Source organism: Halopseudomonas sp. T1L2 (assembly GCF_055397385.1).
Genome location: NZ_AP040865.1, coordinates 3,290,157 through 3,304,906 on the forward strand (window position 1 = coordinate 3,290,157; position 14,750 = coordinate 3,304,906).

The following is a 14,750-nucleotide window of genomic DNA, read 5'->3' on the forward strand; positions in this document are numbered from 1 at the left end:
CGTGGATCTGCTCACGCGGTTCACCCGACTGACGGACTGGCTGCAGCGCCATCAGGCGCTGTGGCGAGCCCGACCTTTCACAACCCCTGTGCTTGCGTGGGAAGCCGACTGGCCCGAATTGGCCGGCTGGTTGCGCGCATGCTCGCTGGCCGATGCCGAAGCGGCGCAGTCGCAACCGGCCCAGCTCCTGGGGGCGCCGGAGCCATTTGGCCAGTTGGCCGCAGAGGCGCAAGAGCTTTGCGTGCTGCCGCGTTGGGAGGCCGCCGTTTCCCCGTCGGTGCCCGAGCTGCTGCACCGTCACATCCCCGGCCGCAAGTGGCAGCAGATTACCCGCTTTGCTGGGGTAGCCACCGCGCGCACGCCGGCGCCGGTTGAACGCTGGGTCGACTGGTGTGCCGGCAAGGGCCATCTGGGCCGGTTGCTGGCCTGGCAGAGCGGTTGCCCGGTCTGCTGCCTGGAGTGGGATGCCGAATTGAACCGCGCCGGCGCCGAGCTGAGTGCGCGGCTGCAGGTTGATGCGCAGCATCTGGATGCCGACGTCATGCAGGCCAGCAATGCCGAACGACTTGAACGCGGCGATACGCTAGTGGCGCTGCATGCCTGTGGCGATCTGCATCGACAGTTGATCGAACAGGTAGTTGCTCGTCAGTGCCGACAGCTGGCGTTGTCGCCCTGCTGTTACAACCGCATCGCTGGCGCGAGCCACCAGCCGCTGTCGCTGGCCGGAAAGACGGCGGCGCTGCCGCTCAGTCGCGATGAGCTGGGGCTGGCACTGCAGCAGAGCGCCACCGCCGGCGCCCGTGAGCTGCGCCAGCGTGACCGCTCGATGGCCTGGCGGCTGGCGTTTGATCACTGGCAGCGTGAGGGCAGGGGAGTGGATAGCTACCTGCCTACCCCGTCACGTGCGCCCGGCCCGCAGCCACAAACGCTCGCAGACTTTTGCCTCGCCATGGCCGCTTACCACGACCTGCAGCTGCCGGCACCGGCGGACTGGCAGGCGCTGGAAGCGCATGGCTGGCAGCGCTTGGCCGAGGTACGCAATCTGGAGCTGGTTGGCGGCCTGTTCCGGCGTCCTTTGGAGCTGTGGCTGGTGCTGGAGCGGGCTCTGTATCTGCAGGAGGCGGGCTATCGGGTGCGGCTCGGCGAGTTCTGCGAGCCGGCACTGACACCGCGCAACCTGCTGTTGCTGGCTCAACGGGATAACTGACAGGCCATCACCAGTCTGTGTACCGCTTGCGCACAGACTTATCCACAACTTGTGTGTATCTGTGGTTATCCACGCCTTCTGTGCATAACTGTGTTGATGAGGTTGTAGTAACTACCTCAAAGCGAGAATCCACGCGGCTTTGCGGTGTCAGGTCAATTGTTGACCAGTTGTGTTTGATGCATGAAAACAAGGGCTTGCGTAGCCTTTATGAAGTGTTGATCGAAAAGTCATGCACAAGTGGGCGAACGGTATCCACAGGAAAAAATAGAGGATAATCAGCGCCTGCACGCCGCTGATCTCTTTACACAGAAATTTGGCGATATATAATGCACCCCGCGCCGGTATAGCTCAGCTGGTAGAGCAACTGACTTGTAATCAGTAGGTCCCGAGTTCGACTCTTGGTGCCGGCACCAGACAAATCAAAGGGTTACGCTTCAGCGTAGCCCTTTTTTTATGTGAAAACCAGCTCCGGGGTAGGATTGGGGTAGGGTTTTGCCAGGGCTCAAAAGTCCGTTATAGATCGCCGCTGTAAGGCTTCTGCATCGCCAGCTGTTGGTGGCCGCTCGTTCTGGTGGGTGCGTAACAGGCTTCGCCTTGATGCTCTGATTTCTCCCTGTCAGGCCGGTATCGCAGTCAAGCAATTCGCCTCTAGCGTCTTACCGTCGGTGTCCTCGCAATCCCGTGATCACCAGATAACTGTGGTGTTCGCCATTTTCCCTTCGAGCCATCCTTCGTATGCCTGTCAGTGTCTCCCCTGTAACGTCCAGTACCAGGTTTTCAGGTGCATCGAACAGGCCGTCATAGTCCGCAGCATTCAGCACCTTGGCGAGTGTTTGCATGTACACGGAATGAAGCGGGTCGTAACCGTTCTCGTAGCCTTCCACGAGTACCTCCGTATCCGTAGGGTAGCTGCTGAGCAGTTGGATGAGCTGGGATACCTTCATTTCCAAATCCTTCTTGGGTAGAGAATTGCCTTTACGATCAAAGACTGTCAGCTCGTGTACGGCCCTGATTGGGCCAACTGCGTACAGAAATCGACGGTCACAGTGCGAGCCATTGGCGTACAGCTTCTGACGGTCAGGCAGGCTGTGGCGTGCTTTTGTCTGATCGCCCTGGCTTCCAGTGTGGCCTACACAAACTGACGGTTGAAGAACCAAGTGGACGCCACGCTCAAAGACCGTCAACTCGTGTACGGCCCTAATTGGGACAACTGCGTACAGAAATCGACGGTCATAGCGCGAATCCTTGCGGCACAACTTCTGACGGTCAGACAGGCTGTAGCGTGCTTTTTGCCTGATCGCCCTGGCTTCTAGGGCGGCGTACGCAAACTGGCGGTCGAGAGCCTAGTGGACGCCACTCTCAAAGACCGTCAACTCGTGTACGGCCCTGGTTGGCTCTGGTGCGTACGCAAGTGATGGTCACATTGCAGGCTCTTGCCGTACAAGTTCTGACGGTCAAGTAGGTTCTATAGCGCTTTCTGCCCGGCCTTCCTCGCTTGCAGCATGCTGAAGACAAATCGCTGTGGTCTGACACCCAACATGTAAGGAAAATGCTGTCTGAATCGCCCCTAGAGCGTCCCTGCTCTAGGGAATTGCGCCCAGCTTTATGGTGACCGCCAAGTGTTCCGACGTAGGTCTAACTTCCAGAGAGTGCGAACGCGGGAGCCATGTAATCTTGTTCACGAGGCGGCAGACCAACGGCCTTTGCGATGGTACGCCACTGGCCAACCACGAGTTTACAATCGCCGATGATGTCGTCTGCCGTTGACAGAGGCAAACGAAAGAGCCCCGCCACTTCTCTGGCAAGCTCCAAGTCCAGGGCGTTGTCTGCTTCGGTGATATTGAGCTTCAGGCTATCTCCGGTGGGCACCGGGTTGATGTCGTAGGCCTCTGACAGGCACCACCCCCTGCTAGGGCTGAGAATAAATCCATGATTTCGCAGGTGGTCATCCGTGTTAGATACAAGGATGCTGAACACGATGCGAGTCCATAGCTCTTGCAGGTCTCTCTTCGGCTCTGATCCTGCGCGTATGAGAACCTCCGCCAGCTCAAGGTAGCTCACGCCCGTGCTTGCGTCCTCGCCGTCAATATGACCCGTCAAGGTCATGGCCGAGGCAAAGTGCAGCCGGCCACCGTGCTCTGTTCTGTCGAAGCGCTTAACCCTGAAGCAGTGAAAGGGGCTGGCGTAGCGCTGGGCTGCACCCTGAGCGACATTAATGCCACAGCTTTTGGCCAATGCATTAACTACCATCTCCCAGCCACCAACATCATACTCGTCACGCACGCTGGGAAACTTTGCAATCCATAAATGACCAGCGTCGTCGACCACGCTCGCTTTCGGACGGGCGCCACCCAACGAGCCGCCAGGCGCAATTAGCATACGGAGCCAATCTCGACCATCACGCGAGGTGTTGTTGGGATCACGCTCAAGAGCCTGACTTGCCCTCTCAAGTTCAGTGATCGCAACAAAAGGTGGAGCGGCAACATTATCCGTGTTGTCGAGAAAAGCTCCTTCGCCATGGGGGCGGTAGCGCAGTGCTCCAACCCTGTACTGGTCGTGGACGCCTAGTAGGTAGTCGGATTCCCGAAGAATAGAGCCTTTGGGGGCCAAACCGTCACGGATGTCGCGCTCCAGTCGACGTTTCATGAGGAGTCGTCCCCAGCGGTCAGGACAAGAGTCTCCAAATACACCGAACATGTCTCGGCCATTTGGCGGGTACTGAGAGCCCTCGTACGGAAGGATGCTTGGGTCAATCTGTACCAAGCTTAAAAGAGGGTTGGTTAGCGCCTCGGGGTCATGTTCGTACTCAAATTTCTCGATAGCACCTTTGTTCCACGCATGGAGCCAGCCCAGGCGTTGCGGCCCGCCCAATCCTTCCCAGTCGGCGCATACCTCGATAGGCGTCATTTCTTGTCTCCGCTTGGTGGAATGATAAGGATGGAAAGTGAATCCGTATCAAGTGATCCGCTAGAGCCAAGGCGCTTGCTTTTTGGGGGCTCGGTGGCAGTGGAGATAGACGAGTCACCTGCTCCTAAGGTGCTCCTGTATTTTTTTTCTTCCGGGCTTTCAGCTACGGCAGCCGTGTTCCGGGCGACTTCAACGCCGCCCTTTTTTCGGCTACTTTTTTCTAATAGATCGGAGTCTTGGAGATGCCTGCCCAGTTCATCCGAGGAGGCAAGCTTGCTGAGGTCTTTCTCCATGCCCAGTATCTGCAAAACCGCTAAATAAGCGCCAATGGTGCTGCCCGAGGAGCCTTTCTCCAGCGCTCGCAACGTCATCAGCGACATCCCAGCCCTCTCTGCAGCTTGCTTGGCCGTGATCTTTCGGCGTAAGCGGGCGATTTTGATGCGCCCACCAAGCTCGGACACAAGGCGTTCTGTAGAGGGAAGAAGCGGTGCGACCTTCTTCGCCATGATGTTATTCCTTCACTTAAAAGCGTTAAGTGAAGGAATAATAGCATCATTTAGAGAATGCTTGGCATGAAATTATTTTGGCACTTTATAGTGTGGAAAGGCTGAAATAATGGCATCGTTCTGGTGCGTGACGGGCCGAGAACTGCTTTTTCCATCAAATATCGTCAACTCGTGTGCGTCCATTCTGGGTGGGTCACCAGGCTCTCAGCCCTTGCAAGCTCTGACGGTTATGGTGCCTAGAGGGCGCTGCTTCTCCGTGGCGTCCGCCACGGAGGCTATTGCTGTTTTGATGACAAACACTTGCACGGGCGTTTGCTCCATGCGCACGCTGAATGTAGATGAAGCGGCGCGCGAGTAACGCTCGTGCCCCCCATACTCGCGGCGCGAGTATGGGGGCGGTGTGCTGGTTCGGGCGGAATGAGAAATACACGAGGCGTAGGCCGAGGGTGTTTCAGTGCAGCCAGAACCGGCTCACCGCGCCTTCGCGTAGCGGCTGCTTTGTCATCAACATAACAACAAGAGGTGAGTGCTCATGCAGCCTGAAACCCTGAAGAAGTACCAGACCCGGGCGCGGAATTTTTACCGCGACCATTGCAACGGAAGCGCGACTGATTCGGCGCAGATATGCGCGGCTATGGTGGCGCTTGCGCCACAGTACGTCAGCAGCTCCTTTCGCGTCCTGAAGAGTGCGCTGGCGGCGGATCAGTTGGCTCGAGGGAATCCGGTTGCAGCTGAGGCGATTCGATCGGTCACCAATCCCGTAACAGCACCTGGCTCAACCATGCCACGCAAGCCGAGGCCGCGACGGGTGCGCTCGGTCTCCAAGCAAGACGTCGCTCTGTTGGTGCGGCATTTATCTGATAGTGGCTGCAGCGACGAGTGGGCAGCGGTGATGTTGGCGTATGTCACGGGTGCCCGGCCTTGTGAGATGCGCTCGATCGAGGTCGAGGGCAACCTTGTCATCATTCGAGGGGGAAAGAAAAGCCGGAAGCTTAAGCGCGGTGCGGATAGGGCGTTGGTGATCGAGAACCCAAAAGCCTTGAAGGCGGTTATCTTGGCTGCGGAGCGTCTGCGGCATACTACGCGCTCAGATACGGCTATTCGTGATGCGCTACGGAAGGTCTGCAGAGAGCTGTGGCCTAGGCGAAAAGTGCAGCTTACCTTGAAAAGCCTGCGCCACCAGCTTGGTGCGAACTTGAAAGCGTCATCCGACAGTCCGCAGCAAATCGCTTACATCATGGGGCACCAGTCCACTGAATCCATTGATGTATACGGGGATCGGCGTAAAGGCGAGGGGCGCAAGCTATACGTTGCTCCGGCCAATGATGCTGATGTGGAGAGGGTGCGTGTTTCAACTCGGGACGCCCGCTATGGCCGTAGCCATAATCCGGTGGCGGTGGACTTTGTCGGTGGTGTGTCAGACACAACTCCGCTGGGGCGTTTCATTCGACGCTGGGAGCGTGAGAGAGGCTCGTAGCGCTGAGTCGCTAATATCATGAGCTTCGGGTGCAGCGCCTTGTTGTCCGTGCAGTTGGTTCGTGTGCGCCTAGGCCCGGATGAGGTTGGGAAACTTATTCGGATTTTGGGGCGCATGACCTACTCCCCCCTTGCAGGCCTAGCAGCCTGTTGAAATTCGCCTACGGTCTGTCTGACTTTGCAGTGTAAGGTTTACGATATCGGCTCCAATCTGCCGGGAACCCCGATTTCCATGCGTGGCGCCGATATCACTCAGGAATCCTTGTTCACTGTCGCCAAGCTCGATGACTTCGTGCCAGCGACTCACCCCCTGCGCGCCATCCGCAAGCTGGCAGACACCGCTCTGCAGCGGATGAGCGCCCTGTTTGACACCTTGTATGCCGACACCGGTCGCGCCTCGATCGCCCCCGAGAAGCTGATGCGGGCACAGTTGCTGCAGTTGTTCTACTCGCTGCGCAGCGAGCGGATGCTCATGGAGCAACTGGGCTACAACCTGCTGTTCCGCTGGTTCGTCGGCTTGGCCATCGATGATCCGGTGTGGGATCACTCGGTCTTCTCGAAGAACCGTGACCGTCTCAATGCCCAGGCCGTGGCCACCGAATTTCTGAGCGAGGTGGTGCGCCTGGCAGAGAAGCAGGGGCTGATCTCGGATGAGCACTTCTCAGTCGACGGCACATTGCTGCAAGCCTGGGCCTCTCAGAAGAGTTTCCGGCCCAAGGACGACTCTCCAGACGATCAAGGCCCCGGACCACGCAATGCCCCGCCGGACTTCAAGGGGCACAAGCGCAGCAACGACACCCACGCCTCGACCAGCGATCCGGATGCCCGGCTGTACCGAAAGAGCCACAACACCGGCGCGCAGCTGAGTTACATGGGGCATGTGCTGATGGAACACCGCAGTGGCCTGGTGCGCAGTGCTCATGTGACTCTGGCCGGTGGCCGTGGCGAACGCGAAGCCGCGCTGGCGATGCTGAGCAAGCTGGGTGGTCGCCGTCGCCGCACCTTGGCTGCGGACAAGGCCTACGATACGGCAGACTTCGTGGCCGCCTGTCGGGCACTCGGCGTGACACCGCATGTGGCACAGAACACCAGTGGCCGGCGTAGCGCCATCGACGGCCGTACCACGCGCCATGCTGGCTATGGACTGAGCCTGAAGATTCGCGCCTGGATCGAAACCCACTTCGGCTGGCTCAAGGCGGCGGCAGGCCTGCGCCAGGTGAAGCAACGCGGACTTGAGCGTGTCGACGCGCTGTTCCAGCTGGCCATGGCGGCAAGCAACCTGGTGCGCCTGCCGAAGCTGCTGGCTACAGGCTCAATGGCATGAGCGCGTTGACGGGGAAGGTGCGCCTGGAGCACGCCAAATCGGGCTATTTCCATCGATTGGCGCCCTAAACGGGAAGTAAACGAGCGCGACCGCTGCTGCCAGAAGCAGTGGACGTAATCATCGCGGCGAATTTCAACAGGCTGCTAGATGTGGCAACGAATATCACCGGGGTGTTAATCGGCTCGTAGTGCTCGGTGCAAGAGCACGCATTGATCAGCAACTGTTCTCCTCGTTGGTACATCCCGTAACCTTCATGAATGTGTCCGAATACGTGTGTCTGCAGGGGCATGTCTCGAAACCGCCGTAAGAGTGGGCCAACGTCACGGAAAACCTGTGGTCTTAGAGGTACTGTCCGGAAGAATGCACAGGGAGGGAGCGAGCTTCTTTCTGTCTGATAATGGTGTTTGGCTCACAGAGTCTGTGCAGGCAAAGTTCCTTGCCCTGCTCGTTCAGAGCTAATCAAACCGGGCAAGAAATTGCATCGCCAGTCCAACTGGGGCGTAGGACCTCGCGCGATATCTGAATCGCCGTTGGTTTTGTAGACACCAGATGAGCGCTTATGGCCGGGAGGCGCCTGTCGCAACTGGCAGGATCCGGCCAGAAGGGGCAGTTCCGCAGTGGCTTAGAAATCTCCGTTGAGGCCAGGAAGTGTCTACGAAACTAGGGGCGATTCAGTGCTCCAACTGTTCCTGGAAAGACCTTGGACGATTTCTGTGTCAAAAACGGGCTAATGACGCCTCGAGAAGAGTGATCAGCGGTACAGGAGTGATTTATCCCTGAGATCGCGGCTAAACTGCCGTAACCGAGTAGAACAGCATATCGATCTCCACTCCGGCGGCGAACAGCATCGCCACCCAGGCCCCCTGTGATGTGGTTTCAGGCAAAACTGCCTACTGGACAACTAGGCTGACACAGGGGGGCTATCGATCGCCGGTAACTGCACGTGCATGGCCGCCACCACCTCGCCAATCACCAGCACCGCCGGGCTTTGCAGGTTGAAGGTGCTGGCCGCCGTGCACAGCTGATCCAGGCGGCAGCTGTGCTGACGCTGCTGCGGCAGGCTGGCGCGTTCGATCATCGCCACCGGAGTGGCCGCCGGCAGGCCGCCTTGCAGCAGTCCCTGCTGGATTTCCGCAAGGCGTGCCACGCCCATATAGACCACCAGGGTGGTGCCGCCCTGGGCCAGTGCCTGCCAGTTCAGCGGGCTATCGTCACGGGTATGCGCGGTGACCAGGGTCACGCCCCGGCTGATGTCGCGCAGGGTCAGCGGAATGCCGCACTGGGTGGCGCCGGCCAGTCCGGCGGTGATGCCGTTGACTATTTCGCAGCCGACGCCGCGCTCGATCAGCCACGCGGCCTCTTCACCGGCGCGGCCGAAGATGCACGGGTCGCCGCCCTTCAGGCGCACAAGTCGCTTGCCCTGGCGGGCGTAGCGCAGCATCAGCCGGTTGATGAACTGCTGCGGGGTGGAGCGGCAGCCGCCGCGCTTGCCGACGCGGATGATGCGCGCCTGCGGGCAGTGTTCAAGCAATTGCGGGTTGACCAGATCATCCAGCAGTACCACTTCGGCCTGCGCCAGCAGGCGTGCGGCTTTCAGGGTGATCAGTTCGGGGTCGCCGGGGCCGGCGCCAAGCAGCCATACCTGGGTATTCATGGTACCTCCTGGGTGGCGGCCAGTGCCGCCTGCTGATGTCTGTCTACCAGCTGGCCGATTTCCGCCAGACAGGAGCCGCAGCCGCTGCCACAGCGCAGTTCGCGTTGCAGTCCGGGCAGGTCAAGGCCGCGCTGCAGGCCGTCAAGAATGGCGCTCTGGCGCACGTCCATGCAGCTGCACAGGGTGCGATCGGGTGCGCTGCGGGTGGCGCCTGGCGGGTTGGAGAAGGGCGCGAGGAACCAGCGGCGCAGTTCGCTATCGGCTTCGCCACTCTGCCAGGCGGCCAGCAGCCAGTCGGCGGCGAGGGTTTCGCCACTCAGACGAATGGCCTGGATGCGTTGCTGCTCAATGCGGACCCGCTTGCCGACGCCCCGGCGCGGGTCGTCATAGGCGAGTACCGGGCCTTGGTCGACCCCTAGCAGCCGGTCGATCTGCTCCAGCCAGTCGCTGTCTGCGGCGCTGGCATGCGCGGCGCGGACCACCAGGGCCGGGCGTTCGTTGCCGGTCAGGGCAAAGGCGGCGTAGTCGAAGGAGTCGAACAGCGGGCGCAGGGCATTGAAGCGCTGCTGCACATCGCCCTCGACCAGCAGAAAGCATGACCAGGGCAGGTCAACCGGGTCCAGACGAATGGCACTCTGCTTGAGTTCCGGCTGTTTTGACAGCGGGTCGAAGGCTGGCTGGGTCAGCACATTGATACCGAGGCCCTTGAGAAAACGGTCGCCCCAGTGCATCGGCAGGAATGCCTGCCCGGAGGCCACGGCGGGGTCGCCGTGCAGTGGCAGGACCAGATTGCCGCGACGGCTGCTGACCCGCATCAGTTGGCCTTCACGCAGGCGGCGGCTGGTCATGTCACCCGGATTCAGGTGCAGCTGCGCGCGGTCAACGCTGCCGAACAGCCGGGCGACTGTGCCGGTGCGGGTCATGCCGTGCCACTGGTCGCGCAGGCGTCCGGTATTCAGCACTAGCGGATAGCGGGCTTCGCGCTTTTCCCGTGGCGGCTGGTAGTGTTCGGCCACAAAGCGGGCACGACCGTCGGCACTGGGGAACTGTGCATCCGTGTACAGCCGAGGTTTGCCTGCTTCGGCACCCGCCGGGAATGGCCATTGCTGCGGGCCAAGGCGGTCGATCAGTGCATGGCTGATGCCGCTGCAGTCGAGGTCGCGGCCGGCGGTAAGGCCCTTGTATTCGTCGTAGATCTGCGCCGGGTTGTCGAAGGCGAACAGGCTGGGCAGGCCGGGGCGCAACTGCTTTTCCAGGCGTTGCGCCAGGTCGCGGGCAATCCGCCAGTCCGGGCGGGCTTCGCCGGGGGGGGCGATGGCGGCACGCACGTGGCTGATGCGGCGCTCGGAGTTGGTCACCATGCCGTCCTTCTCGCCCCAGCTGGCAGCGGGCAGCAGCAGGTCCGCAAACTGGCAGGTTTCGCTGGTGGCGAAGGCTTCCTGCACCACCACAAAGGGGCAAATGGCCAGCGCCTGTTGCACCAGCTGTTGGTCCGGCAGTGACTGCGCCGGGTTGCTGCAGGCGATCCACAGGGCCTTGATACGCCCGTTGCGCACCGCCTCAAACAGTTCTATGGCACTGAGTCCCGGGCGCTCCGGCAGTGCCGGGATACCCCAGTAATCGGCTACTTCATGCAGGTGCTGGAGGTTGCCGGCGTCGCGGTGGCCGGGCAGCAGGTTGGCCAGGGTGCCGGTTTCGCGGCCACCCATGGCGTTGGGCTGGCCGGTCAGGGAGAACGGCCCGCTGCCGGGTTTGCCGATCTGCCCGGTGGCCAGGTGCAGGTTGATCAGCGCGTTGTTCTTGGCGCTGCCGGCGGTCGACTGGTTGAGCCCCATGCACCACAGCGAGAGCAGGCGCGGGGCGCTGCCGATCAGCCGTGCGGCCTGTTGCAGCTCGTCCTGGTGAATGCCGCACAGCTCGCTGACCATGGCCGGGGTGTAGTCGCGCACCAGTGCCTTGAGGGCGTCAAAGCCTTCGGTGTGCTGCTCGATAAACTCACGGTCGATCCAGCCTTCCCACAGCAGTATGTGCAGGATGCCGTGGAACAGGGCGACATCGGTGCCCGGTTGCAGTGCCAGGTGCAGGTCGGCCAGTTCACAGGTTTCACTGCGCCGCGGATCAATCACGATCACGCGCATCTCCGGGCGTCTGGATTTGGCCTCGCGCAGACGGCCAAACAGCACCGGATGGGCATTCGCCATGTTGCTGCCGGCAATCAGTACGCAGTCGCTCTGTTCGATGTCCTCGTAGCTGCATGGCGGTGCGTCGGCACCCAGGCTGCGCTTGTAGCCGACCACCGCGCTGGACATGCACAGCCGTGAGTTGCTGTCGATGTTGTGGGTGCCGACCAGTGCCCGCGCCAGCTTGTTGAATACGTAGTAGTCCTCGGTCAGCAACTGGCCGGAGACGTAGAAGGCCACGCTGTCCGGGCCGTGCTCGGCAATGCTGCGACCTATCACCTCGGCGGCGTGGTCGAGGGCGCTGTCCCAGTCGATGCGGCTGCGCGCCAGGCCCTTGCCCAGGCGCAGTTGCGGATGCAGCAGGCGCGCCGCCGGGTCGCTGCTTTGGTGCAGGCTGGCGCCCTTGCTGCACAGCCGGCCAAGGTTGGCCGGGTGCTGCGGGTCACCGCTGACGCCGAGAATGCGCTGCTGGTCATGCTCGATCAGTACGCCGCAACCGACGCCGCAGTAACAGCAGGTGGAGGCAGTGGTTTGGGTCATGGCCGGCTCCCCGGGCAGGTGTATCGGTCAGGCTGTCTTGCGGATACGTTCCAGTACCAGTTGCACCCGGCCGTTCTCCACCCGGGTCGGGTAGCGGTGGGCGCAGCCGACATCCGGTGCCACCGCCTCGCCACTTTCCAGCTGGATCTGCCAGTTGTGCAGCGGGCAGGTGACCTGCCGGCCGTGGACTATGCCCTGGGACAGCGGCCCGCCCTTGTGCGGGCAGCGGTCCTGCAGGGCAAACACCCCGTCATCGGCACTGCGAAACAGCGCTATGTCACCCAGCGGGCTGTCGATCACCCGCGAACCCAGTTGCGGAATATCTTCCAGGGCACAGACATCCAGCCAGTTCATACGCTCGTCTCCTCAATCTGCTTGACCGCGATGCGGCGGAACTCCTGCTTCAGCGCTTCCTTCTCGATGCGCTCTTTCCACGGGTCCTGTTCGAACGACAGGGCGTACAGCAGGCGCTCGTGCAGGGCCTTGCGCTGTGCCGCATCAGTCAGTACGGCGGCCTTGATGTGCTCCATGCCGACGCGCTGCATGTAGTGCACGGTGCGTTCCAGGTAGAAGGCTTCCTCGCGGTACAGCTGCAGAAAGGCCAGGCTGTACTCCATCACCTCTTCAGCGGTCTGCACCTTGACGAAGAATTCACCGGCCTCGGTCTTGATGCCGCCATTGCCGCCGATGTACAGCTCCCAGCCGGAGTCCACACCGATGATGCCGACATCCTTGATACCCGCTTCGGCGCAGTTGCGCGGGCAGCCGGAAACCGCCAGCTTGACCTTGTGCGGTGACCACATGTTGAACAGCGCGTGTTCCAGGTCGATGCCCATCTGCGTCGAGTTCTGCGTGCCAAAGCGGCAGAACTCGCTGCCGACGCAGGTTTTCACCGTGCGGATGGATTTGCCGTAGGCATGTCCGGAGGGCATGTCCAGGTCCTTCCAGACGCTCGGCAGGTCTTCCTTTTTGATGCCCAGCAGGTCGATGCGCTGACCGCCGGTGACCTTGACCATCGGCACCTGGTACTTGTCGGCGACGTCGGCAATGCGGCGCAGCTCGGCGGCGTTGGTAATGCCGCCCCACATGCGCGGGATTACCGAGTAGGTGCCGTCCTTCTGGATGTTGGCGTGGGCGCGCTCGTTGATGAAGCGCGACTGTGGATCATCCTTGGCCTCACCGGGCCAGGTGGAGATCAGGTAGTAGTTGAGTGCCGGGCGGCAGGTGGCACAGCCGTTCGGCGTGCGCCAGTCCATAAAGGCCATGGCCTCAGGAATGCTGGTCAGGTGGTGTTCGCGAATCGCCTTGCGCACCTGGCCGTGATTGAGGTCGGTGCAGCCGCATACCGGTTTTTCGCTCTTTGGCTTGACGTCGGCGGCGCCGCCCACGGTATTGATCAGGATCTGTTCGACCAGACCCACGCAGGAGCCGCAGGAGCTGCCGGCCTTGGTGTGCTTCTTGATGTCGTCGACGCTGAACAGTCCCTGTTCCTGGATGGCCTTGACGATGGTGCCCTTGCACACGCCGTTGCAGCCACAGACTTCCATGCTGTCGGGCATGTTGGCGGTCTTGCTCTGGCCCTGGTGGCCGACATCGCCAATGCTGTTTTCACCAAACATCAGGTGGTCCCGGATTTCGCGCACATTCTGGCGTTCCTTGACCATGCGGAAATACCAGCCGCCATCGGCGGTGTCGCCATACAGGCAGGCGCCGACCAGCACGTCATCCTTGATCACCAATTTCTTGTAGACGCCGCCGATCGGGTCGGACAGGGTGATCAGCTCGCTGCCGTCATCGCCCATAAACTCGCCGGCGGAGAACAGGTCGATGCCGGTGACCTTGAGCTTGGTCGAGGTGACCGAGCCAAGGTAGCGGCCATAGCCGAGCATCGCCAGGTGGTTGGCACAGACCTTGGCCTGTTCAAACAGCGGAGCCACCAGTCCGTAGGCGGTACCCCGGTGGTTGACGCACTCGCCAACCGCATAGATGCGCGGGTCGAAGGTCTGCAGGGTGTCGTTGACGAGGATGCCGCGGTTGCATGCCAGACCGGCGCTCTCTGCCAGTTCGGTATTCGGGCGGATGCCGGCGGCCATCACCACCAGGTCGGCGGGGATCACGCTGCCGTCATTGAACTTCACCGCGCACACGCGGCCATCGCCATTGTCCAGCAATTCACTGGTGAACTGCGGCAGCAGGAACTTCAGGCCACGCTCTTCCAGGGATTGCTGCAGCAGCTGGCCGGCGGTGCGGTCGAGCTGGCGTTCCAGCAGCCATTCGCCGATATGCACCACGGTCACGTCCATGCCGCGCAGCTTGAGGCCGTTGGCAGCCTCCAGGCCGAGCAGGCCGCCGCCGATGACTACCGCATGCTTATGGGTTTTGGCGGTTTCCATCATGGTTTCGGTGTCGGCGATGTCGCGGTAACCGATCACCCCGTCCAGGTCCTTGCCGGGAATCGGCAGGATGAACGGATTGGAACCGGTGGCCAGCAGCAGGCGGTCATACTCGGCCTCGGTGCCGTCATCGGCAATCACCTTGCGGGCACGGCGGTCAATCTTTACCACCTTGCGACCGGTATGCAGGGTGATGTGGTTTTCCTCGTACCAGGACAGCGGGTTGAGGATGATTTCCTCGAAGGCCTGCTCGCCGGCGAGTACCGGCGACAGCAAGATGCGGTTGTAGTTGGGATGCGGCTCGGCGCCGAATACCGTGATGTCGTACATGTCCGGTGCCAGCTTGAGCAGCTCTTCCAGGGTGCGTACCCCGGCCATGCCGTTACCTACCATTACCAGTTTGAGTTTTTGCATCCTGGGCTCCATCAGCGTGAGCGCAAAACAAAAAAGGCGTCCTACCGCTCGCGCGGCAGGACGCCTTTGTCCAGTCCTGATCGGTCAGGAAGCCTGTCTATCTCCGTTGACCGACAGGCTTTGATTCATTGCTGGGTAGAGCAATGCAT

The 14,750-nt window shown here is 61.1% G+C and carries 11 protein-coding genes and 1 tRNA gene; 5 read left to right on the top strand and 7 right to left on the bottom strand.

The annotated features are described in order from the left end of the window. Position 1 precedes the first annotated feature (1 nt). Both ACZ5WQ_RS15605 and ACZ5WQ_RS15610 read left to right on the top strand, forming a co-directional pair. On the top strand, positions 2-1,207 hold the full coding sequence (locus ACZ5WQ_RS15605; protein WP_464382619.1) for a class I SAM-dependent methyltransferase: 1,206 nt from the start codon (positions 2-4) through the stop codon (positions 1,205-1,207). 337 nt (positions 1,208-1,544) lie between these two features. Then, positions 1,545-1,620: transfer RNA gene (locus ACZ5WQ_RS15610), tRNA-Thr, on the top strand. 243 nt (positions 1,621-1,863) lie between these two features. Here the strand turns inward: ACZ5WQ_RS15610 and ACZ5WQ_RS15615 are convergent. From ACZ5WQ_RS15615 to ACZ5WQ_RS15625, 3 genes are all read right to left on the bottom strand, one after another. Further along, positions 1,864-2,151 carry a hypothetical protein gene (locus ACZ5WQ_RS15615; RefSeq protein ID WP_285678123.1) on the bottom strand — a complete coding sequence of 96 codons (288 nt, stop codon included), beginning with the start codon at positions 2,149-2,151 and terminating at the stop codon, positions 1,864-1,866. A 691-nt stretch (positions 2,152-2,842) separates the two neighbouring features. Further along, a complete protein-coding gene (locus tag ACZ5WQ_RS15620; protein WP_285678122.1) occupies positions 2,843-4,114 on the bottom strand; it encodes a type II toxin-antitoxin system HipA family toxin in 1,272 nt (423 codons plus the stop codon). Then, the gene (locus tag ACZ5WQ_RS15625; RefSeq protein WP_285678121.1) at positions 4,111-4,620 is read right to left on the bottom strand and encodes a helix-turn-helix transcriptional regulator; all 510 of its coding nucleotides are present in this window, start codon (positions 4,618-4,620) and stop codon (positions 4,111-4,113) included. The genes ACZ5WQ_RS15620 and ACZ5WQ_RS15625 overlap by 4 nt, the downstream gene beginning before the upstream one ends. Positions 4,621-5,152: 532 nt before the next feature. Between ACZ5WQ_RS15625 and ACZ5WQ_RS15630 the strand changes: the two genes are divergently transcribed. The 3 genes from ACZ5WQ_RS15630 (at position 5,153) to ACZ5WQ_RS15640 (ending at position 7,879) form a co-directional block, all read left to right on the top strand. Continuing rightward, positions 5,153-6,097, top strand: a complete 945-nt coding sequence (locus ACZ5WQ_RS15630) for a site-specific integrase (protein WP_464382620.1) — start codon at positions 5,153-5,155, stop codon at positions 6,095-6,097. A 231-nt stretch (positions 6,098-6,328) separates the two neighbouring features. After that, positions 6,329-7,420, top strand: a complete 1,092-nt coding sequence (locus ACZ5WQ_RS15635; RefSeq protein ID WP_464383627.1) for an IS5 family transposase — start codon at positions 6,329-6,331, stop codon at positions 7,418-7,420. Positions 7,421-7,729: 309 nt separating this feature from the next. Continuing rightward, on the top strand, positions 7,730-7,879 hold the full coding sequence (locus tag ACZ5WQ_RS15640) for an RNA 2'-phosphotransferase (RefSeq protein ID WP_233048917.1): 150 nt from the start codon (positions 7,730-7,732) through the stop codon (positions 7,877-7,879). A gap of 442 nt (positions 7,880-8,321) precedes the next feature. On the opposite strand, the gene cobA is transcribed toward ACZ5WQ_RS15640, so the two are convergent. The 4 genes from cobA to nirB are packed head-to-tail and all read right to left on the bottom strand — an operon-like array spanning position 8,322 to position 14,601. Continuing rightward, positions 8,322-9,074, bottom strand: coding sequence for a uroporphyrinogen-III C-methyltransferase (cobA, locus tag ACZ5WQ_RS15645; protein ID WP_233048918.1), 753 nt, complete (start codon positions 9,072-9,074; stop codon positions 8,322-8,324). Beyond that, positions 9,071-11,794: a nitrate reductase gene (locus tag ACZ5WQ_RS15650; RefSeq protein WP_233048919.1), complete on the bottom strand. Its 2,724-nt coding sequence runs from the start codon at positions 11,792-11,794 to the stop codon at positions 9,071-9,073. Before ACZ5WQ_RS15650 ends, cobA begins: the two co-directional genes overlap by 4 nt. Positions 11,795-11,821: 27 nt before the next feature. After that, positions 11,822-12,148 carry a nitrite reductase small subunit NirD gene (nirD, locus tag ACZ5WQ_RS15655; protein ID WP_093477475.1) on the bottom strand — a complete coding sequence of 109 codons (327 nt, stop codon included), beginning with the start codon at positions 12,146-12,148 and terminating at the stop codon, positions 11,822-11,824. Then, entirely contained in the window at positions 12,145-14,601 is a 2,457-nt protein-coding gene (nirB, locus tag ACZ5WQ_RS15660) for a nitrite reductase large subunit NirB (protein WP_233048920.1), read from the bottom strand. The genes nirD and nirB overlap by 4 nt, the downstream gene beginning before the upstream one ends. Positions 14,602-14,750 lie beyond the last annotated feature (149 nt).